The organism is Mycobacterium nebraskense, assembly GCF_002102255.1.
Classification (GTDB): Bacteria; Actinomycetota; Actinomycetes; order Mycobacteriales; family Mycobacteriaceae; genus Mycobacterium; species Mycobacterium nebraskense.
In genome coordinates this window covers 27,224-52,345 of sequence record NZ_LQPH01000015.1, presented here as the reverse complement: position 1 = coordinate 52,345, position 25,122 = coordinate 27,224, and the positions used below count along the sequence as shown (strand labels likewise).

The following is a 25,122-nucleotide window of genomic DNA, read 5'->3' as shown; positions in this document are numbered from 1 at the left end:
CATGCTGCGCGACCACGCTGTCTACCAACCCGCAACCACTACTGCGGCGGCTTGACAACGTCATTGAGATTCTCCTTGTACTTCCTTGAGCTTTCTTGTGGATTTGCTGTATCCGGCGCCATTCCGGCCGGCTGTAAGAAGAAACATGAGTCGACCACGCTTAAGTTCCACCTAGGCGTTCGCCTTGGGCGAACGAATATTCACAGGGCTCCCTGTGAGTTGTGAGATCCTCGTCATAGGACCGTCACATTGGGCGAAATCGCGGTAATTTCTGGCCGCTAGCCTCAAAGCCATGGCTGCAGACGGGATTTCGCGCGTGCACTGTGCGGGCCGTCACATCGTCGTAGTCGGGCACGGCATGGTGGGGCACCGGCTGGTTGAGGCACTCCGGGCGCGTGACACCGAGGGACTGTGGCGCATCACGGTTTTCGCCGAGGAGGCGGACGCGGCCTACGACCGGGTTGGCCTGACCTCGTACACCGAAAGCTGGGACCGCAAGCTGCTGGCGCTGCCGGGCAACGACTACGCGGGTGACGAACAGGTTCGGTTGGTGTTGAACACCCGCGTCACCGAGATCGACCGGGAAGCGAAGTCGATTGTTACGGCCGACGGGCAACGGCACGGCTACGACGCGTTGGTGTTGGCCACCGGGTCCTACGCGTTCGTCCCGCCGGTGCCCGGGCACGACCTGGCGGCGTGCCACGTGTACCGGACGCTCGACGACCTCGACGCCATCCGGGCCGACGCCCAGCGCACGGTGGAAGCCGGTCGCACCCCGGCGGGCGTGGTCATCGGCGGTGGCCTGCTGGGCCTGGAAGCCGCTAATGCGATGCGCCAGTTCGGGTTGCGGACACACGTCGTCGAGATGATGCCGCGGTTGATGGCCCAGCAGATCGACGAGGGCGGCGGCGCGTTGCTGGCCAAGATGGTCGGCGACCTGGGCATCGCGGTGCACGTCGGCACGGGTACGGAGTCGATCGAAGCGATCGAGCACTCGGACGGAGTGTCGTCGGTGCGGGTGCGCCTGACCGACGGCGAGGTCATCGACGCCGGGCTGGTCATTTTCGCCGCCGGTATCCGGCCGCGCGACGAGCTGGCCAAGGCCGCTGGCCTGACGCTCGCCGAGCGCGGCGGCGTGCTCACCGACTTGGCTTGCCGCACAAGCGATCCCGACATCTACGCGGTCGGTGAGGTCGCCGCGATCCAGGGCCGGTGCTACGGGCTGGTGGGACCCGGTTACACCTCCGCCGAGGTGGTGGCCGACCGCCTGCTGGACGGCGCCGCGGAGTTCGGCGAAGCGGACCTGTCGACCAAGCTGAAGCTGCTCGGCGTCGACGTCGCCAGCTTCGGCGACGCGATGGGGGTGACCGAGAACTGCCTCGAGGTCGCCATCAACGACGCGGTCAAGCGGACCTACGCCAAGCTGGTGCTGTCCGACGACGCGAAGACGCTGCTCGGTGGCGTCTTGGTGGGTGATGCCTCGTCGTACGGGGTGCTGCGGCCCATGGTCGGCAGCGAGCTGCCGGGGGATCCGCTCGCGCTGATCGCACCGGTTTCCGGCGACGCTCCGGCGCTGGGAATCGGCGCCCTGCCGGATTCCGCGCAGATCTGCTCGTGCAACAACGTCACCAAGGGCGATCTGAAGTGCGCGATCGCCGACGGCTGCGCCGACGTGCCCTCGCTCAAGTCGTGCACCGCGGCCGGCACGTCGTGTGGCTCGTGCGTGCCCTTGCTCAAGCAGCTGCTGGAAGCCGAGGGCGTGGAACAGTCCAAGGCGCTGTGCGAGCATTTCGGCCAGTCGCGGGCGGAGCTCTTCGAGATCATCTCGGCCACCGAGATCCGTACTTTCTCCGGCCTGCTGGAGCGCTTCGGCCGCGGAAAGGGTTGCGACATCTGCAAACCCGTGGTCGCTTCCATCCTGGCCTCCACCGGCTCGGACCATATCCTCGAAGGCGAGCAAGCGTCGCTGCAGGATTCCAACGACCACTTCTTGGCCAACATCCAGAAGAACGGCAGCTACTCGGTGGTGCCGCGGGTTCCCGGCGGGGACATCAAGCCCGAGCACCTGATCCTGATCGGCCAGATCGCGCAGGACTTCGGGCTCTACACCAAGATCACCGGCGGCCAGCGGATCGACATGTTCGGTGCGCGGGTGGACCAGCTCCCGGAGATCTGGCGACGGCTGGTCGAGGGCGGCATGGAATCGGGCCATGCCTACGGCAAAGCGCTGCGCACCGTGAAGAGCTGCGTCGGCACCGACTGGTGCCGTTACGGTCAGCAGGATTCGGTGCAGCTGGCCATCGACCTGGAGCTGCGGTACCGGGGCCTGCGTGCGCCGCACAAGATCAAGATGGGGGTTTCGGGTTGTGCGCGGGAGTGCGCGGAAGCGCGCTCCAAGGACGTCGGCGTCATTGCCACCGAAAAAGGCTGGAACCTCTATGTCGGCGGCAACGGCGGCATGACGCCCAAGCACGCCCAGCTGTTGGCCAGCGATCTGGACACCGAGACGCTGGTCCGCTACGTCGACCGGTTCGTCATGTACTACATCCGGACCGCCGACCGGCTGCAGCGCACGGCGCCCTGGGTCGATTCGCTCGAGGGCGGTCTCGATCACGTGCGCGAGGTCGTGTGCGAGGACTCGCTGGGACTGGCCGAAGAATTCGAGGCCGCAATGGAGCGGCACGTGCAGAACTACAAGTGTGAATGGAAGGGCGTGCTCGACGACCCGGACAAGCTGTCGCGGTTCGTCTCGTTCGTCAACGCCCCGGACGCCGTCGATTCGACGGTCGAATTCACCGAACATGCCGGACGCAAAATCCCTGTGTCCATTGGAATGCCGCGAATCCGTCAGGAGGCTCGGGAGGAATCATGACAGTTCTCAACGACATTCAGGTGTGGACGACGGCCTGCGATTACGACCGTCTGATCCCGGGCCGGGGGGTCGGCGTGCTCCTCGACGACGGTTCCCAGGCGGCGTTGTTCCGGCTGGACGACGGCTCGGTGTACGCGGTGGGCAACGTCGACCCGTTCTCCGGCGCCGCGGTGCTCTCGCGCGGGATCGTGGGCGACCGCGGGGGCCGGGTCGCGGTTCAATCGCCGATCCTCAAGCAGGCCTTCTCGCTGGAAGACGGTTGCTGCCTGGACGATCCGAACTTCTCGATCCCGGTGTACCCGGCGCGCGTCACTGTCGACGGGATCGTCCAGGTTGGTCGGATCGCCGCCTAGCGCGTGATATCGCCGACGAGGTAGCGCTGCATCGTCGGGCCGATGGCGTCGACGATCGCGTCGACGGACATCGAGTGCAGCGGCTCGGAGCGGATGCCGTAGCGCATGATGCCCAGGCCGACCAGCTGCGAGGCGCACAGCGAGGCCCGCGTGGCCACCTTGTCGGCCCCGAGAACCTTCAGCAGCGGGCCGAAAACCGGGCCGATGAACATGCTTTGCACGGTCTCGGCCGTCTTGGCCATCCCGGTGGAAGCTATTGCGCTCGCGGCGAAGGGGCCGCCGCCGGCGGCGTCCCAGGTGGTGATCAACATCCGTAGCGTTTGACGGCCCACCTGGTTGACCCCGCCGGTAACGATCCGGTCGATGAATTCCGGTGTGCCGAAGGGCAACCGCAGCATCTTGGCGACCGGGTCGAGGAGCCCATGCGATGGCTCTTCGCGACGGGGCATGGTGCCAGGATCGTCGGTATCGGACTAAAGATCAAGCATGGCCGGGCGTCGGCGCGCCCGCCGGTCAGTGTCTTCAGGCCGCCGAGTTCGGCCGCATGACCCGGTCGTGAACAAGCCGCTGCGCGTTCGATCGCCGCGAAGCGTGCCGGGCGGTGGGGGCGAGGACCGGCGGCATGGCCCGGCGGAATCGATTGGCGATCAGGCGTGCCAGGCCGGGATGGGTGCCCAGCGGCCGGCTGACCAGGTCGGCGCCGCAGGCGTGCAGCCGTTCCTGGAACAGGCCATCGGCCAGCAGGTAGGAGGCGACCACGACACGCGAATTGGTGCGTCGGGCATGCCGCCTCGCCTCGTCCACGGCTTCGGGTAACTGCGGATCTCCGGTGGCCGCGAACGCCAGGCTTACTCGCGACCCGGTCAGCGCCGAGACCAGCGTCGCGGTGGTGTGCAGGTCGGCACGCGCCCTGGCATCCGAGGTTCCGGCTGCGGCGAGAATCACCGAATCACCCGGGCGCCAACCACATTTCATCAGCTGATCGCCGACGATCCGGGCGACCTGGCCACTGGGGCCCAGGGCCTGTGTGACGATGACGTTCGGGTGGCCGCTGAGCTCGACGTGGGCCGGCAGGTCGGCGCGGACGTGATAGCCGCGCGACAAGAACGCCGGCATGACGATCGCGGGCCGGTCGGTAGCCCTCGCCCGCGACAGCACCTCGCTGGGGGAGGGGCCCAACACGTCGACGAACGCGACCTCTACCGGGCGGCCGGACAGCGAACTCGCCTGCGCAGCAAGCCCTTCGACCATCGCCACGCCCTCCGGGCTGCGGGTGCCGTGCGCGACCAGGATCAGCGCCATGGGGAACCAGCCCGTTGTTCGGTCGCGAGCCGGTAACCACGTTTGACCACCGTTGCGATGATGTTCTTGTCGCCCAGAGCCGTTCGCAGTCGCAGCACGGCCGTGTCGACGGCGTGCGGGTCGTTGCTGTTGCCGGGCAGCGCACGTAACAGGTCGCCGCGGGCGACGACGTCACCGGGACGTTTCGCCAGCGCGCGCAATATCCCCATGCCGGACGGTGACAGCACCTTGATCGAGCCGTCCACGAGCACGCACGTGCCGCGGATATCGACCGCGTGGCCGGCCGCGGTCACGGTGCACGAACCCAGCAGGGGTAGCTCCTCGGCGACGTGACGGGCCAAGGCGCCCAATCGCATTCGTTCCGGCGATGACGTCGGAACACCCTTTCGGATCAACGGCTTGGAGGTCACCGGGCCGACGCACATCGCGTGCACGTCGCTGCGCAGGGCCCCCAGCAATTGGTCTTCGAGGTCCAGCTCGCGGCTGCGCTCCAGCACTGCCGCGGCCGCGGGTGCCGATGTGAAGGTGACCGCGTCGAACTGCCGTCCCGCGATCCCGGTGACCAGCTGATCGAACGTGCCGCCCAATGGAGTTGGCTTCCACCGGTACACCCGGACGGGCACCACCTCGGCGCCGGCCATCCGCAACCCCCCGAGAAATTCCGGGAAGGGATCCCACGCGTCGGCGGCGCCGTGCAGCTGAACCGCCACCCGCAGCCCGGCCACTCCCGACTTGAGCAGGTATTCCAGCACTTCCTGCGAGGACTCGGATTCCGGCGACCACTCCTCGCGCAGGCCGGCGGCGCGCAGCGCTCCGGTCGCCTTCGGCCCGCGCGAGACGATCCGGGCCGAGGACAGCGCCGTGAGGAGCGGATTGACCAGCCCCCACCCCTCGGTCGCGGCCAGCCAGCCGCGGAAGCCGATGCCGGTATGGGCTACCAGGATGTCGGGTGGCTCGGCGATCAATGCCTCGGTGTTACGGTGCAGTTCGTCGTCGTCGGGCAGTGCGATCATGTTGATCGCGGGCGCGCTGCACACCTCGGCGCCCTGGCGGCTGAGCAGCGCGCACAGCTCCTCGGAGCGCCGGGATGAGGTCACCGCGATGCGGTAACCCGTCAGCGGCGGGGAGTCCGGCTGGCCCATATCACCTGTGTATGCCTATGAGATTTCCGTTGCGTTACCTGGCAATTGCTTACGCATTGCCCACAGTGAGGCCGCGCTCACACGCGGGCCAGCGCGCCTGCTGTCTCACCGTCCGCCGCCTCGGCGGGCAGCACCGGTCGGCGCACGTACACCATCCACGTGATGATCGCGGCCGCGACATAGGAAGCAAGGAACGCCCAGTACGCCGACGTCTCCGTCCCGGTGGCCAGGTAGGACTGGCGCAGCGCGAGGTTGATGCCCACGCCGCCGAGTGCCCCGACCGCGGAGCAGATACCGATCAACGATCCCGACTTGGCGCGCGCCCAGTGGCGACGTTCCTCCTCGCTCAGCTGACGGGCGCGGCTGCGCGCCTCGTAGACCGAGGGGATCAGTTTGAACACCGAACCGTTGCCCATCCCGGACAGGATGAACAACACCATGAAGCCGACGACGTAGCCGATCATGCTGGTCGAGCGCTCGCCGGCGTTGGGATCGTCCAAGGTGCTGATGATGACCAGCAATCCGGCGCCCAGGGTCATGCCGGCCAGCACGCCGAGCGTGACCCGGCTACCGCCCTTGCGATCGGCCAGCCGGCCACCGTAGATCCGGGCCAGCGAGCCCAGCAGGGGTCCGACGAAGGCCACCTGCGCGGCGTGCAGGGCCGCATGCTTGGCGCTTTCGCCGTCGGCCAGGAAGTTGACCTGCATCACCTGGCCGAAGGCGAAGGCGAACCCGATCCAGGAGCCGAAGGTGCAGATGTAGAGCAGCGAGATCACATAGGTGTCGCGCTCGAAAAGGATCGAGCGCATCGTGTTCAGCTCGGTGCCGTGGCCGACGTTGTCCATGAACAGCGCGGCCGCGACACCCACCACCGCCAGCACCACCAGGTACACCGCGCACACCCAGTACGGCGCCTCGTGCCCGGCCGTGGCCAGCACCAGCAGCCCGACCAGCTGGATCACCGCAACGCCGAGGTTGCCGACACCGGCGTTGAGGGCCAGCGCCGAGCCCTTGAGCCGCTGGGGGTAGAAGGCGTTGACGTTGGCGAGCGAAGCCGCGTAGTTGCCGCCGCCCAGCCCGGTCAGTGCGGCGCAAACCACGAATGGCCACAGCGGCAGCCCGGGGTTGGCGAGCAACACGATCGTGCCGGCCGTCGGGATCAGCAGCACGAACGCCGAGAACGCGGTCCAGTTGCGACCGCCGAAGGCGGCGATGCCCAGGGTGTAGGGAATCCGGGCCAGCCCACCGACCAGAGTGGCAACGGCGCCCAGCAGTAACTTGTCGCCGGCGGAGAAGCCGTAGACGTGCTCCGGCATGAACAGCGCCATGACGGGCCAAAGGGTCCAGACCGAGAAGGCGACATGGTCGCCCGCGATGGTGCATAGCAGGTTGCGGCGGGCAATCTCGGAGTTGCCGGCCTCCCAGGCCGCTGTGTCTTCCGGGTTCCAGTCCGCGATGCGGTGTGATTGCGGGCCATCCGATCGTCACCTTTCGTCGACCGCGAATTCGACTGTGCGCATTGATTTGACGCGAGGAAGCCGCGTGCATACGACTCCCTCTCGTCAGGCCCCGCTCACCGGCGCGTCCGGCTGCCGTCGCGCCAGGGATCGCTTCGCTCACCCGCAGCGGGAAGAAATGTGGTCACCCCGAACGAAGAGGCATGCCCCGCGGTGCATTTCGATGCTCACACTCAGGACGGGAATCGGTCAACTCAAACCGGCCCGAATCGCCTGTAAGTTGATTACCAGTTGTCTGGTAAGTCCCTGTAGGCCGCAGACCTTGAAATAACCACTTATTCCAAGTGATTCGGCCCCGGTGCCCGGCTTTGTGTGAGCTGGAATACTTTTCGGCTAGGAAAACGGCAAGCCGGCGACCCCGGCCTGCGGGTGGGCGCCCACCAGAACCCTCGGGCGCGACCAGTGCAGGCGGACCGACTGCCCCGGGCGCACCTGGGCGATCTTGTCGATGTCCTCGTCGACCACCACACCCACCACCGGGTAACCGCCGGTCACCGGGTAGTCGGGACCCAGGATCACCGGTAAACCGTTGGGCGGCACCTGAATCGCGCCGCGGGTGGTGCCCTCGCTGGGCAGCTGGCGGTCCGGGTAGCAGTACTGCAAGGGGCGGCCGACCAATCGCATTCCCACGCGATCGCTGCGGTCGGATGCGACCCAATCGTTGTGCACCAGGACATCGGGGTCGACGAACCAATCGTCGCGCGGCCCGGGCACCACCGCCAGCTCGACGGCGTTGCCGGTGATCGCGGCCACCGGGGCCTGGTCCAGTTCGGGGTAGTCGGGGGTGTGCTCGCCAACGGGGAGCTGGTCTCCCGCCCGCAGCGGTGACGGGCCGATGGCCGACATCACGTCGTAGCTGCGCGAGCCCAGCACGGGCTCCACGTCGATGCCGCCCCGCACCGCCAGATATGTCCGCAGCCCGGCGCGGGGCGTGCCCAGGGCGATCACCTGGCCGTCGCGAACATGCTGAATGCTGTTGGTGCCAAACTTGTTTCCGTTGACCGTCGGGTCGGTGTCGGCGCCCGTAACCGCGATGTCGATGTCGCCGCCCCGCACCCGCGCCGCGAAACCGCCGAACGTCACTTCGACGGTGGCGCGGTCATCGGGGTTGGCCACCAGGCGGTTGGCCAGCTGGTGTGCGCGGCGGTCGGCGGCCCCGGACCGGCTCACGCCGAGGTGGGCCAGTCCCGGCCGGCCCAAATCCTGGACGACGGCGAGTGGTCCGGTGCGCAGAATCTCCAGAGTCGCCACGGTGATCTCCTTACCTCAGACGGCCCGGAACTGAACCCACATGACCTGCGCCAGCAGCGCGGGATCTGGCCGTTCGAGCTCCCACAGAACCGCATCGGTGTGGCCGATCAGTTGCCAGCCGCCGGGCGACTGGCGCGGGTATATCGCGCTGAATTCACCGGCGAGGCCGACCGAGCCGGCGGGCACGGAGGTGCGTGGCTCCGAGCGGCGCGGCACCGCCAGTCGTGCGTCGCCGTCGACCAGATACGCGAAACCCGGGGCGAACCCGCTGAATCCGACCCGCCACAGCGAGCCGGTGTGTGCGTCGATCACCTGGGTGATGGTCAGACCGGTGTGGCCGGCGACCTCGGCAAGGTCGGGGCCGTCGTAGACGACATCGATGACGACGTCGGCGCGACGGTCCGGCGCGGCGACCTCCTCGGCGCTGACCCGCATCTTGCGCAGTCGCTGACGAATCACCCCCTGGAAGCGGGGGCTGTCAAGCTTCACCAGCACCGTGCGGGCGGCTGGGACGACGTCGACCACGCCCGGCAACGCCGCGGCGCGCAGCTGCGCCACCCACGCCAATACCTCGGCGGTGCTGCCGCATTGCAGCATCAGCGCACTGTCGCCGAAGTCCAGGACCGTGTTGCCGACCAGGTCCGTCGGCAGGTCCTTGGACACGTTGTCGGTAAGGTCCGTCACGCTCATTACTCGACGGTAACCTCTGCAGCGTGGCCCGGGCGAGGGCCGGGCCACGGATTTTCGAACACTGCCAGAGCTGCCTTAGCAAACGCTCAAACAGGCTGGCGCGGCCGGGATCTAACCGAGGATTTTGCTCAGCTGCGGGGGCAGTTGGTCGGCGACCAACGGGTAGCTCAGCGGCGAGGAAAAGGCGATCGCGCCGGCCTGCTCCTTGGTGGTGAAGATGTGCCGGTTCTGCGCGGTGGCCTGTGACGCCGCCACGTCGGGGTCGGCGAGTAACGCCTTCTGATCGTCGGGGTTCTCGGTTGTCCAGATGACCACGTCGGCGGAATCGAGCACCGCTTTGACGTGATCGCGGGGGATGACGGCGCGGTGGTCGGTGCCGAAAGGTTTGATGCTGTCGGCGATCACCAGCCCCATCTGGTTCAGGAAGTCCGTGCGCCAGCCGGCCATTGTCGCGACGACGGTGCCTTGCCACAGGGTGCCCTGCATCAGCAACGCCTTCTTGCCCGTCCAGCTCGGGTGTTCCTTGGCGACGGCGGTGAACTTCTGGTCGACGGCGTCGATCAGTGACTTCATCTGGTCGGCCTGGAACACCGCCTGGCCGATGGCGGTGGCCTGCTCCTTCCATGGCTCGAAGAAGGCGTCGCCGTCCGACTGCGGCACGGTCGGGGCGATCTTGGAGAGCTTCTGATAGGTATCGGCGTCCACCCCGGCGTTGGTGGCCACGATCAGGTCCGGTTTCAGTCCCGCGATCTGGTCGACCGGAATCCCGTTGTCGAGGTTCAGCACCACCGGCTGCGCCCCACCGAGCTTGGGTTGGGCCCACGGCCACACCGCGAACGGCTGATCACCGAACCAGTTGGTCACGGCGATCGGCACCACGCCGACCGCGAGCAAGTCGTCTTGCTCGGTGTAGCCGGCACTGACCACGCGCTTGGGCGGTTCTTTGACGACGGTCTGACCGAAGAGATGGTTGATCGTCACTGATTTGCCGCCGGAGGTATCCGACGACGGTTTGCGTGACGAGCACGCCGCCGGCTCCCCGGCGACCGCGGCGACCGCTGCAGCCCCTGCGAGCTGCAAGAATCCCCGTCGATTCCAACCCTGTCGCATCGCGTGAGATTATCGCGTTCCGGGCCCTGGGCGGCATCGCCGCGCGGTTGCGGCGCTCAGCCCAGCGGCATGCCGGCGTCCAGGAAGTCCAGGGCCCGATAGATGGTGTCGGCCGTTTTCGGCGCGCTGTCGAACGCCGCCATCATGGCGCCGACCATCGCGCCGACGTACACCCGGACCTCGAAATCGGTTGCGCGACGGCCGATTCGGCGGCCGATCGCCTCCGCCATGACGTTCACGGTGCGGTAGTACTCGTCGTAGAGGGCGGCCTTGAGCTCGGGTATCGAGAAGATCAGCCGCTGGCGGGTGTTCTCGAACTCCAGCTGCTCGGGTGACAGGCCGGCCATCGTGGTGGCGTAGGCGCGCCGGATTGCTTGGCTCGGCGACAGCTCGGGCGGCTGGGCGTCGAACGCGGCCAGGATCAACGGATCGAGGTCATCAGCCAGCAGCAGCGACTCCTTGGATCCGAAGTACCGGAAGAACGTGCTGGGTGACACTTCGGCGGCGTCGGCGATCTGTTCGACGGTGGTGGCGGCGTAGCCGTTGGCGTCGAACAGGCGGAACGCCTCGCGGCGCAGGGCATGGCGGGTCTTGATCTTCTTGCGTTCCCGCAGCCCCAGGGGCTGGTCAGTCGCCTGCATGCGGCAATTCTCCCGCATTCGGGCGGCAAAAAGTTCTGACAAGCGGCCAACGACCGCTGCGAGATTCTTGTTGGTCGCGCGGGCCGGGATATAGCCGAGTTTCAGCTCCACGGCCGCTGCTTGCCCCCGTATCCCTCCCAAGGGCTGTAGTCGGCGATCAGCTCTTCTTGGGGCGGTCGCTGGCCGACCGGCACATGCTGCAGGTTGATCCGGATCCGGTACCAGATCGAACTCGGCCCGCGCATGCCGTCGAGCAGCACGTCGGCCGGCTGCAGCAGGCTGGCCGCGGCCGGGTGGCGGCCGCGCCAGATCTCCAGCGCGGCCAGCGCCTCGTTCTTGGTCTTGGTGCGGGCGATCTCGATGAGCGGCATCACCGACTGCCGCCGGCCGCCGGCTTTGCCGGATCCCTTCGGCGCGCGCTCCGGGGGCCCCATCTCCACGGCCAGCATCAGCAGCCGGTCGAGCTCACCGACCGCGTCATTCATTCCCGCCCACGGGTCACCCATGGCGGCGAACCGGCCGGGCACGGTGTCGATGGTGAACTCCTCGGGACGGCGCTCGGTGACTTCGTCCCAGAGCAGCGGCGTCGACACCCGGGCGTCCGGCGTCGCCCGCACCGAGTACGCCGACGCAACCGTGCGGTCCTTGGCGTTCTGGTTGAAGTCGACGAACACCCCTTCGCGCTCTTCCTTCCACCACCGGCTCGTCGCCGCGTCGGGCACCCGCCGCTCGACTTCGCGGGCCACGGTCTGGGCGGCCAGCCGCACCTGCCGGAATTCCCAGCGCGGGGCGATCCGGGCATAGATGTGAAAACCGCGCGACCCGGACGTCTTGGGCCAGGCGACCAGGCCGTAGTCCTCCAGCACCTCACGGGCCACCAGCGCCACGTCAACGATCCGCCGCCAGGAGACCCCGGGCATCGGATCCAGGTCGACCCGTAATTCGTCGGGATGATCGAGGTCGCCGGCCAGGACCGGGTGCGGGTTGAGGTCGATGCAGCCCAGGTTGACCGCCCACGCCAGGCCGGCGGCGTCGTGGATGACGGCCTCCGCGGCCGAGGTGCCCCGCGCATAGTGCAGTTCGGCGACGTCCACCCAGTCGGGCCGGTTCTTCGGCGCGCGCTTCTGGAACACCGCCTCCTCGGAAATGCCCTTGACGAAGCGCTTCAGGATCATCGGCCGGCCGGCAACGCCGCGCAGCGCCCCCTCTGCCACCGACAAGTAGTAGCGGACCAGATCGAGCTTGGTGTGCGGTCCCGTGCCGTCGTGGGCTTCGAACACCACCCTGTCCGGGTGGGTGATCGAGACCTTGTGCCCGGCCACCTCCAGTGACGCCGGACCGGTCATGTTCATCATCGTAAGTCGGTGGGTACTTACCCCTCGTAATGCGACGGACGTCACATAGGGTGGGATTCATGCCTAATCTGATTGGCCTGTCCGGGCAGGCGGTTGCCAAGGTTCAGCAGTACCTCGAACGCGGCTCAGCCGAATTGCACTACGTGCGCAAGATCTTCGAATCGGGCGCCTTCCGGCTGGAGCCGCCGCTGAACTACGCCGCGATGGCCACCGACATCTACAAGTGGGGCGAGTTCGGCATGCTGCCCTCGCTCAACGCCAGACGCCACCCCGACCGCGCCGCGTGCATCGACGAAGAGGGCGAATTCAGCTTCAAGGAGCTCGATGAGGCCTCCCACGCGGTGGCGAACGGCTTGCTCGAGATGGGCGTCAAGGGTGGCGACGGGGTCGCGATCCTGGCGCGCAACACCCGCTGGTTCCTCATCGCCAACTACGGCGCCGCCCGGGTCGGTGCCCGCATCATCCTGCTCAACAGCGAGTTCTCCGGCCCGCAGATCAAGGAGGTGTCGGAGCGCGAGGGCGCGAAGCTGATCATCTACGACGACGAGTACACCAAGGCCGTCAGCAAGGCGGAGCCTGAGCTGGGCTTCCTGCGCGCGCTGGGCACCCACCCCGACGCGGACGAGCCGTCGGGCAGCAAGGACGAGACGCTGGCCGACCTGATCGCCAAGAGCAGCAAGTCGCCCGCCCCCAAGGCGACCAAGCACGCGTCGATCATCATCCTGACCAGCGGCACCACCGGCACCCCGAAGGGCGCCAACCGCAGCACCCCGCCCACCCTGGCGCCGGTCGGCGGCATCCTGTCGCACGTTCCGTTCAAGGCCAACGAGGTGACGTCGCTGCCGGCGCCGATGTTCCACGCGCTCGGATACCTGCACTCCACCATCGCGATGTTCCTGGGCTCGACCCTGGTGCTGCGTCGGAAGTTCAAGCCGCCGCACGTGCTCGAAGACATCGAGAAGTACAAGGTGACCGCCATGGTGGTGGTACCGGTCATGCTGTCGCGGATCCTCGACGCGGTCGAGAAGATGGACAAGAAGCCCGACCTGTCCAGCCTCAGGATCGTGTTCATCTCCGGATCGCAGCTGGGCGCCGAGCTGGCCAGCCGCGCGCTGAAGGACCTCGGTCCGGTCATCTACAACATGTACGGCTCGACCGAGATCGCCTTCGCCACCATCGCCGGACCGCAGGATCTAGAGAAGAACGCGGCGACGGTCGGACCGGTGGTCAAGGGCGTAAAGGTCAAGATCCTCGACGACAACGGCAAGGAGCGGCCGCAGGGCGAGGTCGGCCGGATCTTCGTTGGCAACGCGTTCCCCTTCCAGGGCTACACCGGCGGCGGTCACAAGCAGATCATCGACGGCCTAATGTCCTCCGGTGACGTCGGCTATTTCGACGAGCACGGCCTGCTGTACGTCAGCGGCCGGGACGACGAGATGATCGTCTCCGGCGGCGAGAACGTCTTCCCGGCCGAGGTCGAGGATCTGATCAGCGGGCATCCCGACGTGGTCGAGGCGACCGCCATCGGCGTCGAAGACAAGGAGTGGGGCCACCGGCTGCGCGCGTTCGTCGTGAAGAAGGACGGCTCCGACGTCGACGAGGACACCATCAAGCACTACGTCCGCGACCACCTGGCCCGCTACAAGGTGCCGCGTGAGGTGGTCTTCCTCGAGGAGCTGCCGCGCAACCCGACGGGCAAGATCCTCAAGCGCGAGCTGCGCGAGATGGAGGTCGACTAGCCGCTTCCCCTTCCGGGGGTCAGCGCCGGTCTTTGATGGCCCGGGTGATCTGCGCCGCGAGGTTGGGGTCGACCAGGAGCTGGTCGATGAGCGCGGTGAGGACTTCTTGTCCCGTCACCCGGGCGACTCCCAGGCGGTCGGCCGCCTCCCGCTGCCAGATGTCGAGGGCTCGATGGGTGGCCGCCGGGAGGTCGACGGTACGGCGTGTCCGCTGACCCCGACCCATCTGGTTGGCCGCCGGCTGGCCGACCATCGGGCGGGCGCCCTGCTGCCCGAGCCCGGTGAGGCGCTCGGTCGGCGCGGCGTCTCCGGCCGGTGCGGCCGACGGCCCGGGGCCCCGAAACGTTCCGGCGCTGGGTCGGATGTGGCTGGGGTTGAAGTTCACTGCGGCGATCGTCCTCCGATGAGTGGCCAATCAGTAAATCAGCGCTCGACTGTGTCAATACTGATTCTTCCACCGACGACGGCGTAAGTCGCGTCACCGGGCCCCTGAGCCGCCCGCGGTCGCGGCAGGTGTCCCAGCAGCGGCCTTCTGCAGCAAACTGATAAAGGTAGCTGATCGGCAGACGATTTTGCGGGGCACCTGCCAGCTGATGGACGGCGGACATGGCTATGCGCAATACGCAATTCAGTTGATATGACGATACGGAAAGACGGAAGCCAGTATGTCAGTATATGACGTTTAAGCAGCTTAAATAGCTCGCGGACGCAACTCAGTATCCATGAATATCCTGAGTTATGAACAGCATTAAATCTGACACAATTGGACGATGATAAATGCTGTTGCTACAATTGTTACATAATTCACAGGACAATTCTGGTGTACTGCCGTTGTTTGCCGGGTAACGTTCTCACTAACGTTTAATTTCGTCGGCATTCAATGCCAGGAAGGAGCTCTGGCGATCATGATTTCTTCGCGATCGTTACGCGGCGCGGCCGTGGGCGCAGTCGGTGCTTCGGCGGTGGCCGGAGCGCTGCTGTTCGGCGCCGGCCCCGTCGCCCAGGCGGCCCCGGTGCCAGGACCCGACACCAGCTTCACCACCGCCGGTCCGCACGGCGCGCCGGGCGGACCCGGAATCATTCCCGACCGTCCAGGAGGGGGTCATGGCGGCCATGGATGGGGCGGCCACGGACGGGGTGGCCACGGATGGGCCGGGGGAGGCCACCGTGGGTGGGTTCCGGGCAACCGCGGATTCTGGGCCCCCGGGCGCTGGTGGAACTGGTGGTGGTGAACCACCTCCCGTGGTAACCGGCCAGCCTCGGCGTGCCGATCCACAGTAGGCTGACCGACCCACGGGATTGGGGGAACCATGCCGGCCTGACCACCCCTCAGGTCGGCATGGCCCTCTCCAGGGCCAAGTTGCTCTCCAGGACCAAATTGGAAGTGGCGGTCAGGGATCGCGAGGAAGACCGAGCAGCCGCTCGGCGATGATGTTCAGCTGCACCTCGGAGGTGCCGCCGTAGATGGTGGTGGCCCGGCTCGCCAGCAGGTATTCGCCCCACGTGCCGGCTGGTTCGGCGGGGTCGCCGATGGCGGCGTCGGTGCCGAACGAGGACACCGCGAACTCCGCATACCCCTGGCCGGTGCGCATCGACAGCAACTTGGAGATGGCCGCCGACGGCATGGCGTCCCCGCCGGCCAGCGTCAACAGCGTCGAGCGCATGTTGAGCACCTTGGCGGCGTGGCCCTCGGCGATCAGCTGACCCGCTCGGTGTTGTGCGACCGGGTCGAACTGGCCGTCGCGAACGAACTCGACGAACTGGCCGAGGGTGGCCAGGAAGTTCGCCTCGCTGCTACCGATCGAAACCCGTTCCGCGGTAAGGGTGTTGCGGCTGACCTCCCATCCCCGGTTCACTTCGCCGAGCACACATTCGTCGGGCACGAACACGTCGTCGATGTAGACGGTGTTGAACATCGCGTTCCCGGTGAGCTCGCGCAGCGGCTTCACCTCGACGCCTTCACTGCGCATGTCCAGCAAGAAGTAGGTGATGCCGTTGTGCTTCGGCGCCGACGGGTCGGTCCTGGCCAGTAGTGCGCCCCAGTGGGACAGCTGCGCCGCCGTGGTCCAGATCTTCTGGCCGGTGATGCGCCAGCCGCCGTCCGTTCGGGTTGCCTTGGTGCTCAGCCCGGCCAGGTCCGACCCGGCGCCCGGCTCGGAGAAGAGCTGACACCAGATCATGTCACCGCGGAAGGTCGGCGGCAGGAAACGCTGTTTTTGCTCCTCGGTTCCGAAGGCGACGATCGACGGGATGATCCACGTCGCGATACCCATCTGCGGGCGCTTGACCCGGCCGGCGGTGAACTCCTGGGCGATGATGATCTGCTCGATCGGACCGGCGGCGCGGCCCCACGGTGTCGGCAGATACGGCAGCGCCCAGCCGCCCTCGGCGATGGCGACCTTGCGCTGGTCGCGCTCCATCGCCTTGAGCGCGCCGACTTCGGCCCGGATCTCGTCCCGCAGCTTCTCGGTGTCGGGGTCGAGGTCGATGTCGACCGCGCGCATGCCGGTGCTGGTGGCGGTGTGCACCACTTTCTGCGGGTATTCCGAACTGCGGCCGAACGAGGCGGCCAGCATCAGCGCCCGGCGGTAGTACACGTTCGTGTCGTGCTCCCAGGTGTAACCGATCCCGCCGTGTACCTGGATGCAGTCCTGCGCGCACCGTTGAGCGGCCGCGGGGGCCAGCGTCGCCGCCACGGCGGCGGCGAACTCGACATGGGAACCGGTTATGTCCCAATTGTTTTCGCGTGCTTCGTCGATAGCGCGGGCGGCGTCCCACACCGCCGCGGTGGCGCGCTCGGTGTCGGCGATCATCTCCGCGCACTTGTGCTTGATGGCCTGGAACTGACCGATCGGCCGGCCGAACTGCTCACGGATCTTGGCGTATTGCGACGCGGTGTCGGTTGCCCAGCGCGCCACTCCGATCGCCTCGGCGGACAGCAGCGTCGTCATCAGCGCGTGCGCCGTCGCCATGCTCAGGTTGCACAACGCGGCATCAGCGCCGACCTCGACGGCGTTGGCCCGCACGTGGGCGACCGGGCGGAGCGGGTCGAGGCTTTTCACGGGCTCGATCTCGAGCTCCTCGGCGCGCAGCACCACCCATTCCTCGCCGCTGTCGATCGCGACCGGGAGCACCAGCACCGAGGCCTGCGCCGCCGCGGGAACCGCGCGGACCTCGCCGCGGAGCACCAGCGCGTCACCTTGGCGGGTGGCGGTCAGCCCGCAGCAGTCCATCGCGTAGGCGGCGATGGCGGCGCCAGACGCCAACTCCGAGAGCACCTTCGCTTGCGGGTCATTGGCGGAAATCAGGGCACTGGCGATCGCCGACGGCACGAATGGCCCGGGCACCGCGCCATAGCCGAACTCGGCCAGCACGATGGCCAACTCGAGGATGCCGAAACCCTGCCCACCCACGGACTCGGCCAGATGCAGGCCCGGCAGGCCCTGTTCGGCCGCCGCCCGCCAGTACGGCGGGGGATTGTCGATCGGCGTTTCCATCGCCGTGTGCAACGCCTCGGACGGCGCGATACGCGTCACCAGCGACCGCACCGAAGCGGCGAGGTCTTGATGCTCAGGAGTGATAGCGATCGGCATTGGTCGCCTTCCCATGCTTTCGGGGTTCCGTCTCGGCCAAGCACCTTCCAAACTAACAACCGGTCGGTTGGTTGACCACAGCGGTCACCAGCGGGCGAGAACTCTCAGCGAAACCGTTTGGTGATCCACTTGGCAATGATGTCGGCTTGCGCGCCGCGAGCGCCCGGGGTGGTGAAGTAGTGGTCGGTGTCGATCGACGTTTGCGTCTTGTCGGGGCCCGCGAGCGCGACGAAAATCCGTTGGGCGTCGGACGGGAAGACACCGGTATCGGCCTCGGCGTTGATCACCAGGGCGGGGCAGGTGATCCGGGACAGGTGCGGCTCGGCCCGGGTCTGCGCCACCCGCAGGCTCCACATGCCCAGCCAGCTCCGCAGGGTGCAGGCCGCGGCGATGCCGTGCGCCGACCGGTTCGCCTTGGCCGGGAGGCCGGCATAGCACATGTTCGGCTGACGCCTGGTCGGCTCGATACTGGCGTCGACCATGCGGGGATCGGCCCAGGTGCGCATGACGGAAAACGGGCGGTCGGAAAACCCCGCCGCGCGAACGCGTTTGAGTTCCTTCTCGGCCCAGTCGGTGATGGCGTGGTTGCGGGCGGTCTGCGCGCGGCGGTAGCGGGTGAGGAACTCCGGCCCGTACGGCGGGCCGTTGCGCTCGTTGAACAGGTCGAGGTCGGCGTCGGTGGCGACGGGGTCGTTCTCGTCGACGACGGCGCCATCCATCCAGGCCGTCAACACGTCGGGTCGCCCCGGATGGGCCGCGGTGGACACGTAGCCGTCCGCGGCGGGCAACTCGGTCAGGCCCGCCGCCGGCCGCATCCCGTCCAACGGGGTCACGTTCGGCTCCGCGGCCTGTGACTGATATGCGGCCATCAACGAGCCACCGCCCGAATTACCGAGCAGCACAACGGTTTCCACGCCCTGCACTTCGCGCAACCAGCGCACTCCGACGCCGATGTCGACTAGCGCGTGATCGAGCAGGAAGCTGCTTTCGAAGCCACGGAACCTGGTGTTCCAGCCCAGAAAGCCGACGCCGCGGGTGGCCATGTAGTCGGCGAGGTAGTGCTCGGAGAAGTCGATCTGGTAGTGCGTGGCGATCATCGCCACCTTGGGCTTGCGTCCCACCCCGCGGTGGTACAGCCCCTGGCAAGGATGCCCACCCGCACCGGCGCGCCCGGCGGTGCTCGACGGCAACCCGACGAACTCGCGGATTACTCCCGCGGCACCGGTGTGAAGAGTCATTTCAGCGGCCCTGTTGGCAATCGACATCTCGTTGAAAACTGAAGCTGATGTTAGATTCGGAATTACATCTTGGCCAGGATTTCAAGCCGGGGACCGAGGGGAGCCGCGCGATGATCAAGCCGCACAACACCAACACGGAATTCGAACTCGGCGGTATCAACCACGTCGCGCTGGTCTGCTCGGACATGGCTCGCACCGTGGACTTCTACACCAACATCCTCGGCATGCCGTTGATCAAGTCGCTCGACCTGCCCCGGGGCGCGGGCCAGCACTTCTTCTTCGACGCCGGCAACGGTGACTGCGTCGCGTTCTTCTGGTTCGCCGACGCGCCCGACCGGATACCGGGCATCTCGTCGCCGGGCGCCATCCCCGGCATCGGCGACATCACCAGCGCGGTGAGCACCATGAACCACTTGGCCTTCCACGTGCCGGCCGAGAAGTTCGACGCCTACCGCCAGCGGCTCAAGGACAAAGGGGTACGGGTCGGCCCGGTGCTCAACCATGACGAGAGCCCCACGCAAGTGTCCGCGACGGTGCATCCCGGGGTGTACGTGCGGTCGTTCTACTTCCAGGACCCCGATGGCATAACCCTCGAATTCGCTTGTTGGGTCAAAGAATTCGATAACAGCGATGCTCTGGCGGTGCCGAAAACCGCGGCGGACCGGCGACCCGCGGTGGTCGCCGGTCGCTGATGACCGAGCGCATCCTGACCGACGCGCAGATCGCGGCACTCACGCCCGGTGAGCGGCGCGATCTGATCACCCGGCTGGAACAACCTATTAGCGACGTCATCGACCCGGTGTTCCTGGCCCGCGTGCGGCGCATCCGATTGAGCCTGATGGTCGGTGGCTCGGCGGTAATGATCCCCTGGCTGGGATATCTCTCCACGACGCTGCCGGAGGACTACGTCGCGCACAACTGGCCCCTTACCTGGGTGGGCTTCGACGTGCTGTTGATGGCGTTCATGGTGGCGACGGCTCTTCTCGGCTACCTGCGTCGTCAGGTGCTGATTCCGGCCGCGTTCACCACCGGGGTGCTCCTGGTCTGCGACGCGTGGTTCGACCTGATGACCGCCGGCCCCAGGGATGTCTGGTTGTCGGTGGCCACCGCTCTGTTGATCGAGCTGCCACTGGCGGCCTTCATGGTCGTCAGCGGGCTGCGGCTCATGCGCCTGACCATGGCGCGTTTTTGGCTGCTGGACCCCGGGATGCGGCTGTGGGATCTGCCGCTGTTGCCCTGAGGCGGTAGGGGTTTGGCAGGTCCGGTTCGAACCGCAACATAGCCTGCCGGGCGTGGTGCGCGACCGAACGGCTGCCGATTTTACCGGCATCGCGGCGGACAACCGCGAGATTGCAAATTTTCGAAAAACCGCAAGATCGGCGCCTTAGTCGACTACTGCCCAACAACAGCGACAAGGGGGGGTTCGAGCAGCACCATAAGTTCGGTCCAACATACGCAAATCCGTCGCAAAGATCTCCAGTCGAAATTGAATGCATGCTGCATGGGAATCAGGCTGCCCACGTGTCTGCCGATGATGTTGTCGTTTCTGGACTTTCGGAAGAGTCACCTCGCCGGGGTGTGGGCGGAGATGAATTTCGGTACTTACGGCGTCAGTCTCTCGGCCGGCGGCGTCAACATGTGGATCAACCGGCACGCGGAAAAGACAATGGGGAAGGGCGAACGAACAGGTCTTCATCTCCTTCCTGGCCTACCAACCTGGCCGGCCCAACTCGGACGGCGAATTGAGGCACGCCATTGCGAGCGCCCTGAGCGACTTCGCACTCACCGCCACGAAGGCTGGCGCACGGTCTGCCCGGTGTGAGCGTGTGACAGGCGACTAAGCGTCGGAGTCTGCCCGTATTTCCTTGGGGCGGTACAGCTTTGGCTCGGCGAGTTCGTCGAGCAGTGCGGCCAGGTGGTCGACGAGCTGGTCCGGTTCGAGTCGGACGTCGCCGGCAAGCCAGGCGCTGATGGTTTGCCCGACGCCGCCGACCACGAAATGGGCCGCGGCCTTGATGCGGTCGTTTGCCGGGACTCGCAGGGCGTCTCCGACGTGCTGGCCGGACAGCATGGCGAACAGCGCGCTGGATTCGGCGCGCTTGCGCACGATCACCGGATCGGCCAGCTGAGTGTTGAACAACAGGCGCCCGAGGCGGGCGTCGCCGGCGATGGTGCGCACGATGTTGGCCATTCCCGCGCGGGTCTGCTCGTGCGCCGGCACCGCCGCCACCGCCGCCTGTGTGGTGGCGGCCAGCTCGGCGACCACCCAGTCGAAAACACTGGCGACGAATTCGTCTTTGTCGGCGAAACTTTCGTAGAAGTACCGGGCCGCCAGGCCGGCCTGGCGGCACACGCCGCGGACGGTGACCGCGGAGATGCTCTGTTGCTGCTCCGCGCCGAGCAGGTCGAGCCCCGCGGCCAGCAGCCGGTTGCGGCGCGTGGCCAGTCGCTGCGTGGCCTCGACGCCGCGGTACGGCCGCACGCTCGAGGTCTCGTCCATGCGAACCATCTTGACACCAACGCGACGCCACGACAATATCAGGAAACAAGCGTTCGCACATTCGCGGGCCGTGCCGCTGGAGGGGTCTGACCATGGCAATACACGAGGCCGTTCACCAACCGGTTCGGCATGTCGAGCGCGCGATCGCCGACGCGCCACGGCAATCCCCCGCGCGGCGGGGCGGGCGCCGGCGGGCGCTTGGCATCGACGAGGGGTTGATGGGCGTCGCGCTATTGGCCGGCCCCGCGAACGTGATCATGCAATTGGCGCGCCCCGGTGTCGGCTACGGCGTCATGGAGAGCCGCGTCGAAAGCGGCCGCGTCGATCTGCATCCGATCAAGCGCGCGCGCACCACCTTCACCTACCTGGCCGTGGCGACCAACGGCAGCGACGCCCAGAAAGAGGCCTTCCGTCGCGCGGTGAACCGGGCCCACGCGCAGGTCTACTCCACCCCCGAAAGCCCGGTGCAGTACAACGCCTTTGACCCCGACCTGCAGCTGTGGGTGGGGGCGTGCTTGTACAAGGGCGGGGTCGATATCTACCGGATGTTCATCGGCGAGCTGGACGGCGAGGATGCCGACCGCCACTACCGCGAAGGCATGGCGCTGGCCACCACCTTGCAGGTCCCACCGGAGATGTGGCCGGCGGACCGGGCGGCGTTCGACCGGTACTGGCAGGAGTCGCTGGCCAAGGTCCACATCGACGAGGCCGTCCGTGAGTATCTGTATCCCATTGCCGCGAACCGCATCCGGGGGCTGACGCTGCCGCGCCGCCTGCAGCGCGCCTCCGACAACTTCGCGTTGCTGATCACCACGGGCTTTCTGCCGCAGCGGTTCCGCAACGAGATGCGGCTGCCCTGGGACGCCACCAAGCAACAGCGCTTCGACCGGCTCATCGCGGCATTGGCCTTGGTGAACCGGTGCTTACCGCGGTTCGTTCGGCAGTTCCCCTTCAACGTCCTGCTGGCCGACGTCGACCGCCGGATCAGGACGGGCCGCCCGTTGGTCTAGACGGTATGGGGTTGACCCCCAACCCAACGCCGGCGGTCAACCCATACCGTCTAGCGCTCGGCACACGGCTACTCACCTTCCAGGTATGCCGCCCAATGGAATTAGCTGCAAATCGGTCCTTGGTGTTGTGAGCACCCAATTGGCGTCTTTCGGGGTGGCGTCAACACCCGGCTGAGCTCGCGGAGCCCCGTAGTGGCGCTCACTCATGCAGCGAGTTGGGGCGGTGGAGCCGCGAGGCCTTGCGGAATGGGACTGCAGGGCTCAGGTGGGGCGACGAACAGGCCCGCGCGTGATCCCGATACGGGCTTGTTGATAATGATAATCAACGTCATTAAGCTATGGCTGTCCGAGCTTCGCCACCGAAGGAGTTTCCTCGTGACGTTCCGCGTCATACCCGGAAGGCCCAGCCGCCTGTGCACGTGTCGAAGCGTTGACCGCTCGACGGCGGCTGCGCATGACCGACCTACCACTTTGATCACAGAGGTGGCGCCGCCGGCCGCCGATCCTGTGGCGCTGCACAGTGCGGTTGGGTTCTGCGTCCACGGCGGTGAGCATGCGGGACAGGCCGCGAAGGAGCTCGGTCGCTCCGGCCGCGGGATGGGTGCCGTCGCGTCGTATCTGGTCGCCTGCGGCCGATCGTGACGGCGCCGGTGTGGATGGCCTTTCCGCCGGAAGTGCATTCGGCGTTGCTGAGCGCCGGCCCCGGTCCGGGGTCGTTGCTGGCGGCGGCAGGGGCGTGGTCGTCGCTCAGCGCCGAATATGCCTCGGTGGCGGACGAACTCACCGCTTCGCTGGCGGCGGTGCAGGCGGGGGTGTGGGAAGGGCCGAGCGCGGAGTCCTATGTCGCCGCGAACGTGCCCTACGTGGCCTGGTTGATGCAGGCCAGCACCAACAGCGCGGGCGCGGCCGCCCAGCATGAGACCGTGGCCGCCGCCTACACCAGTGCACTAGCGGTCATGCCAACACTGGCCGAGCTGGCAGCCAATCACACCACTAACGCGGTGTTGGTGGCGACGAATTTCTTTGGGATCAATACGATTCCGATCGCGCTCAACGAGGCCGACTATGTGCGGATGTGGATTCAGGCCGCGACCACAATGGCCACCTATCAAGCGGTCTCCGGCACCGCGGTGGTGGCGACGCCGCAAACCGCACCGGCGCCGCAGATCCAGAAATCCGGCAGCAACACCGGCGACAGCGGCTGCGGCGGCACCAGAATAGATCCGTGGACCGGAAGCACCGAGAACGTGTATTGCCCGAACGACCCGCGCTTCTGGACGGATTGGGCGTCCGAACTTGTTCAGCAATGGACCGACCTGCTATCAAATCCGTCGCAGGCGGCGACCCTCCTTCCTCTGATGGAGGCCGATTTTATGTTCCACGTGCAGTTCCTTGTCACCTACCTGGCTCAATCCCCGCAGTTGCTGTCGGTGGGGCTCGGCCTCGCCATCGCCAACCTGGCAGCGGTATCCGGCTTCGCGGGGCTGTCCGGGCTGGCCGGCCTAGCCGCGGTGCCCACGGGAGCGGAGACGATTCCTGCCGCGGCTGAGCCCAATTTGCCGGCCGTCGGGCTCGCCCCGACTGCATCGACGGTCGTCAGCCCTGGCTCGGCCCCCGCTTCCACTGGGGCGCCCGCGCATGCGACCGGCAGCGCCCCGGCCGCACCGCCGCCGCCGCCGGCACCCGGGGTCGCCGGTGTCGCGGGCTTCGGCTTCCCCTACGTGGTTGGTGGGCCCGGCATCGGGCTTGGGTCGGGTATGGGCACCAGCGCCAGCGCCAAGAAGAAGGCGGCGGAGCCTGATACCGCCGCCGCGGCGACCACGGCCGCTGCGCGGGATCAGGCGCGGGCACGGCGGCGTCGGCGGGCGGCGCTGCGCGGGCACGGCGACGAGTTCGCGGATATGGGTGTCGCGGTCGAGCCAGACTGGGACGCGCCGCCCAGTGAGGAGCCCGTCGCCTCGATGGTGGGCTCCGATCAGGGCGCGGGGCCGTTGGGGTTCGCCGGGACGGTGCGCAAGGAGACCGTAGTTGATGCGGCGGGCTTGACCACGCTGGGCGATGGGACGTGTGGCGGGGGCCCGACGGTGCCGATGGTGCCGGGAACCTGGGCTCCAGACCGGGCTGGCTAGGCGGGAGGCAATGCAGAGCATGGCCAATGCGGCAAACGCTTATCACCATGACTAGCAATGGCTTTAGAAGAGTCACCACGGGTTTCCTGGCTACGCATATTCCGCAGTTGGTTGCAACGTGTTCGGCGTTTGTCGAAGGCGAAGTCGACGCGCCACCCCCCATCGGTCAGGCTTGAGCGGTCGCACTCTCGGCGGAAGCGTTTCATAGCAGGGGGACGCCGAGTCAATAACTTGTTAGCCGGCCGGCTGGGTTATGCGGGAGACGTATCGACCTATGCCGGCACAGTGCAATGCCCGAGTGCCGATATCGGCGGCCCGCCATTGTCGCCGAAGAGCAATTCGGCCCGCCCAGCACGCCCCGGGCCAGCTGAGGGCGGGGGTGGTGTCTTAGGTGGGTCCATATGTGTGATGGCAGGTCAACTCAGCGAGCTGGCGATGCAGGTGGCTGTCTGCCCAACGCGAGTCCATCTGGCGGCGTAGACCACGGCGTTATCGGATCTCGGTGGTGACAGTGTTGAAAACGATAATCATATTCAGTTAACATGTCTTCTGTTGGTGACTCTGGCGGCGAGGAATATCTGCCGTGACGCGTTGCGAGTCGGACTGAAGGGTTGACTGGCGCGGGTAACAGCCAGGTCAGTGCCCATAGAACGGAAACTGGGCAGGCAATCGACCCGCCC

At 66.9% G+C, this 25,122-nt stretch carries 22 protein-coding genes and 1 pseudogene; 10 read left to right on the top strand and 13 right to left on the bottom strand.

Translation table 11 applies throughout. The annotated features are described in order from the left end of the window. Positions 1 to 292: 292 nt before the first annotated feature. Positions 293 to 2,872, top strand: a complete 2,580-nt coding sequence (gene nirB / locus AWC17_RS02020) for a nitrite reductase large subunit NirB (protein ID WP_082122969.1) — start codon at positions 293 to 295, stop codon at positions 2,870 to 2,872. Then, complete coding sequence (gene nirD, locus AWC17_RS02015) at positions 2,869 to 3,225, top strand: nitrite reductase small subunit NirD (RefSeq protein ID WP_046183484.1); 357 nt, start codon at positions 2,869 to 2,871, stop codon at positions 3,223 to 3,225. Before nirB ends, nirD begins: the two co-directional genes overlap by 4 nt. On the opposite strand, the gene AWC17_RS02010 is transcribed toward nirD, so the two are convergent. From AWC17_RS02010 to AWC17_RS01970, 9 genes are all read right to left on the bottom strand, one after another. Continuing rightward, a complete protein-coding gene (locus AWC17_RS02010) occupies positions 3,222 to 3,674 on the bottom strand; it encodes a TetR/AcrR family transcriptional regulator (RefSeq protein ID WP_046183483.1) in 453 nt (150 codons plus the stop codon). The two genes, nirD and AWC17_RS02010, sit on opposite strands and share 4 nt — an antisense overlap. A 73-nt stretch (positions 3,675 to 3,747) precedes the next feature. Then, positions 3,748 to 4,527 (bottom strand): sirohydrochlorin chelatase, encoded by a 780-nt coding sequence (locus AWC17_RS02005; protein WP_046183482.1) that lies wholly within the window; start codon positions 4,525 to 4,527, stop codon positions 3,748 to 3,750. Then, positions 4,518 to 5,669: a uroporphyrinogen-III synthase gene (locus tag AWC17_RS02000; protein ID WP_046183481.1), complete on the bottom strand. Its 1,152-nt coding sequence runs from the start codon at positions 5,667 to 5,669 to the stop codon at positions 4,518 to 4,520. The genes AWC17_RS02005 and AWC17_RS02000 overlap by 10 nt, the downstream gene beginning before the upstream one ends. Before the next feature lie 77 nt (positions 5,670 to 5,746). Continuing rightward, positions 5,747 to 7,126, bottom strand: a complete 1,380-nt coding sequence (locus AWC17_RS01995) for an MFS transporter (RefSeq protein ID WP_046183480.1) — start codon at positions 7,124 to 7,126, stop codon at positions 5,747 to 5,749. A 393-nt stretch (positions 7,127 to 7,519) separates the two neighbouring features. Continuing rightward, the gene (locus AWC17_RS01990; RefSeq protein ID WP_046183498.1) at positions 7,520 to 8,437 is read right to left on the bottom strand and encodes a 5-oxoprolinase/urea amidolyase family protein; all 918 of its coding nucleotides are present in this window, start codon (positions 8,435 to 8,437) and stop codon (positions 7,520 to 7,522) included. A 15-nt stretch (positions 8,438 to 8,452) separates the two neighbouring features. Next, the gene (locus AWC17_RS01985) at positions 8,453 to 9,127 is read right to left on the bottom strand and encodes a 5-oxoprolinase subunit B family protein (RefSeq protein ID WP_046187077.1); all 675 of its coding nucleotides are present in this window, start codon (positions 9,125 to 9,127) and stop codon (positions 8,453 to 8,455) included. Positions 9,128 to 9,238: 111 nt separating this feature from the next. Beyond that, positions 9,239 to 10,237, bottom strand: a complete 999-nt coding sequence (locus tag AWC17_RS01980; protein ID WP_046187076.1) for an ABC transporter substrate-binding protein — start codon at positions 10,235 to 10,237, stop codon at positions 9,239 to 9,241. Positions 10,238 to 10,293: 56 nt separating this feature from the next. Further along, a complete protein-coding gene (locus tag AWC17_RS01975; protein WP_046187078.1) occupies positions 10,294 to 10,878 on the bottom strand; it encodes an acyl-CoA-like ligand-binding transcription factor in 585 nt (194 codons plus the stop codon). Between the two features lie 101 nt (positions 10,879 to 10,979). Continuing rightward, on the bottom strand, positions 10,980 to 12,233 hold the full coding sequence (locus AWC17_RS01970) for a DNA polymerase domain-containing protein (protein WP_085164195.1): 1,254 nt from the start codon (positions 12,231 to 12,233) through the stop codon (positions 10,980 to 10,982). Positions 12,234 to 12,292: 59 nt separating this feature from the next. Here AWC17_RS01970 and fadD2 point away from each other — a divergent pair, with 59 nt between their 5' ends. After that, positions 12,293 to 13,972 (top strand): long-chain-fatty-acid--CoA ligase FadD2, encoded by a 1,680-nt coding sequence (fadD2, locus tag AWC17_RS01965; RefSeq protein WP_046185259.1) that lies wholly within the window; start codon positions 12,293 to 12,295, stop codon positions 13,970 to 13,972. A 19-nt stretch (positions 13,973 to 13,991) separates the two neighbouring features. Here fadD2 and AWC17_RS01960 read toward each other — a convergent pair whose 3' ends face one another. Further along, the gene (locus tag AWC17_RS01960; RefSeq protein ID WP_046185256.1) at positions 13,992 to 14,357 is read right to left on the bottom strand and encodes a hypothetical protein; all 366 of its coding nucleotides are present in this window, start codon (positions 14,355 to 14,357) and stop codon (positions 13,992 to 13,994) included. 520 nt (positions 14,358 to 14,877) lie between these two features. Between AWC17_RS01960 and AWC17_RS01955 the strand changes: the two genes are divergently transcribed. Continuing rightward, complete coding sequence (locus AWC17_RS01955; protein ID WP_082123098.1) at positions 14,878 to 15,204, top strand: hypothetical protein; 327 nt, start codon at positions 14,878 to 14,880, stop codon at positions 15,202 to 15,204. Positions 15,205 to 15,363: 159 nt separating this feature from the next. On the opposite strand, the gene AWC17_RS01950 is transcribed toward AWC17_RS01955, so the two are convergent. Next, positions 15,364 to 17,565, bottom strand: coding sequence for an acyl-CoA dehydrogenase family protein (locus AWC17_RS01950; RefSeq protein WP_047323162.1), 2,202 nt, complete (start codon positions 17,563 to 17,565; stop codon positions 15,364 to 15,366). 104 nt (positions 17,566 to 17,669) lie between these two features. Further along, positions 17,670 to 18,803, bottom strand: coding sequence for an alpha/beta hydrolase (locus AWC17_RS01945; protein ID WP_046185258.1), 1,134 nt, complete (start codon positions 18,801 to 18,803; stop codon positions 17,670 to 17,672). Positions 18,804 to 18,913: 110 nt separating this feature from the next. Here AWC17_RS01945 and AWC17_RS01940 point away from each other — a divergent pair, with 110 nt between their 5' ends. The 3 genes and pseudogenes from AWC17_RS01940 to AWC17_RS33245 form a co-directional block, all read left to right on the top strand. Next, positions 18,914 to 19,495 (top strand): VOC family protein, encoded by a 582-nt coding sequence (locus AWC17_RS01940; protein ID WP_047323187.1) that lies wholly within the window; start codon positions 18,914 to 18,916, stop codon positions 19,493 to 19,495. Beyond that, a complete protein-coding gene (locus tag AWC17_RS01935; RefSeq protein WP_046185254.1) occupies positions 19,495 to 20,043 on the top strand; it encodes a hypothetical protein in 549 nt (182 codons plus the stop codon). Before AWC17_RS01940 ends, AWC17_RS01935 begins: the two co-directional genes overlap by 1 nt. A gap of 261 nt (positions 20,044 to 20,304) precedes the next feature. Further along, positions 20,305 to 20,469 (top strand): annotated as a pseudogene (locus AWC17_RS33245) (condensation domain-containing protein); the annotation flags it as partial. A gap of 171 nt (positions 20,470 to 20,640) precedes the next feature. On the opposite strand, the gene AWC17_RS01925 reads toward AWC17_RS33245, so the two are convergent. Further along, positions 20,641 to 21,312, bottom strand: coding sequence for a TetR/AcrR family transcriptional regulator (locus AWC17_RS01925; RefSeq protein ID WP_046185253.1), 672 nt, complete (start codon positions 21,310 to 21,312; stop codon positions 20,641 to 20,643). A gap of 83 nt (positions 21,313 to 21,395) precedes the next feature. Here AWC17_RS01925 and AWC17_RS01920 point away from each other — a divergent pair, with 83 nt between their 5' ends. From AWC17_RS01920 to AWC17_RS01915, 3 genes are all read left to right on the top strand, one after another. Beyond that, positions 21,396 to 22,313: an oxygenase MpaB family protein gene (locus tag AWC17_RS01920; RefSeq protein ID WP_085164193.1), complete on the top strand. Its 918-nt coding sequence runs from the start codon at positions 21,396 to 21,398 to the stop codon at positions 22,311 to 22,313. Between the two features lie 483 nt (positions 22,314 to 22,796). Further along, the gene (locus tag AWC17_RS33240; protein ID WP_372517412.1) at positions 22,797 to 22,955 is read left to right on the top strand and encodes a hypothetical protein; all 159 of its coding nucleotides are present in this window, start codon (positions 22,797 to 22,799) and stop codon (positions 22,953 to 22,955) included. A gap of 14 nt (positions 22,956 to 22,969) precedes the next feature. Further along, positions 22,970 to 24,442, top strand: coding sequence for a PPE family protein (locus AWC17_RS01915; RefSeq protein WP_085164199.1), 1,473 nt, complete (start codon positions 22,970 to 22,972; stop codon positions 24,440 to 24,442). The last annotated feature ends 680 nt before the right edge of the window (positions 24,443 to 25,122 follow it).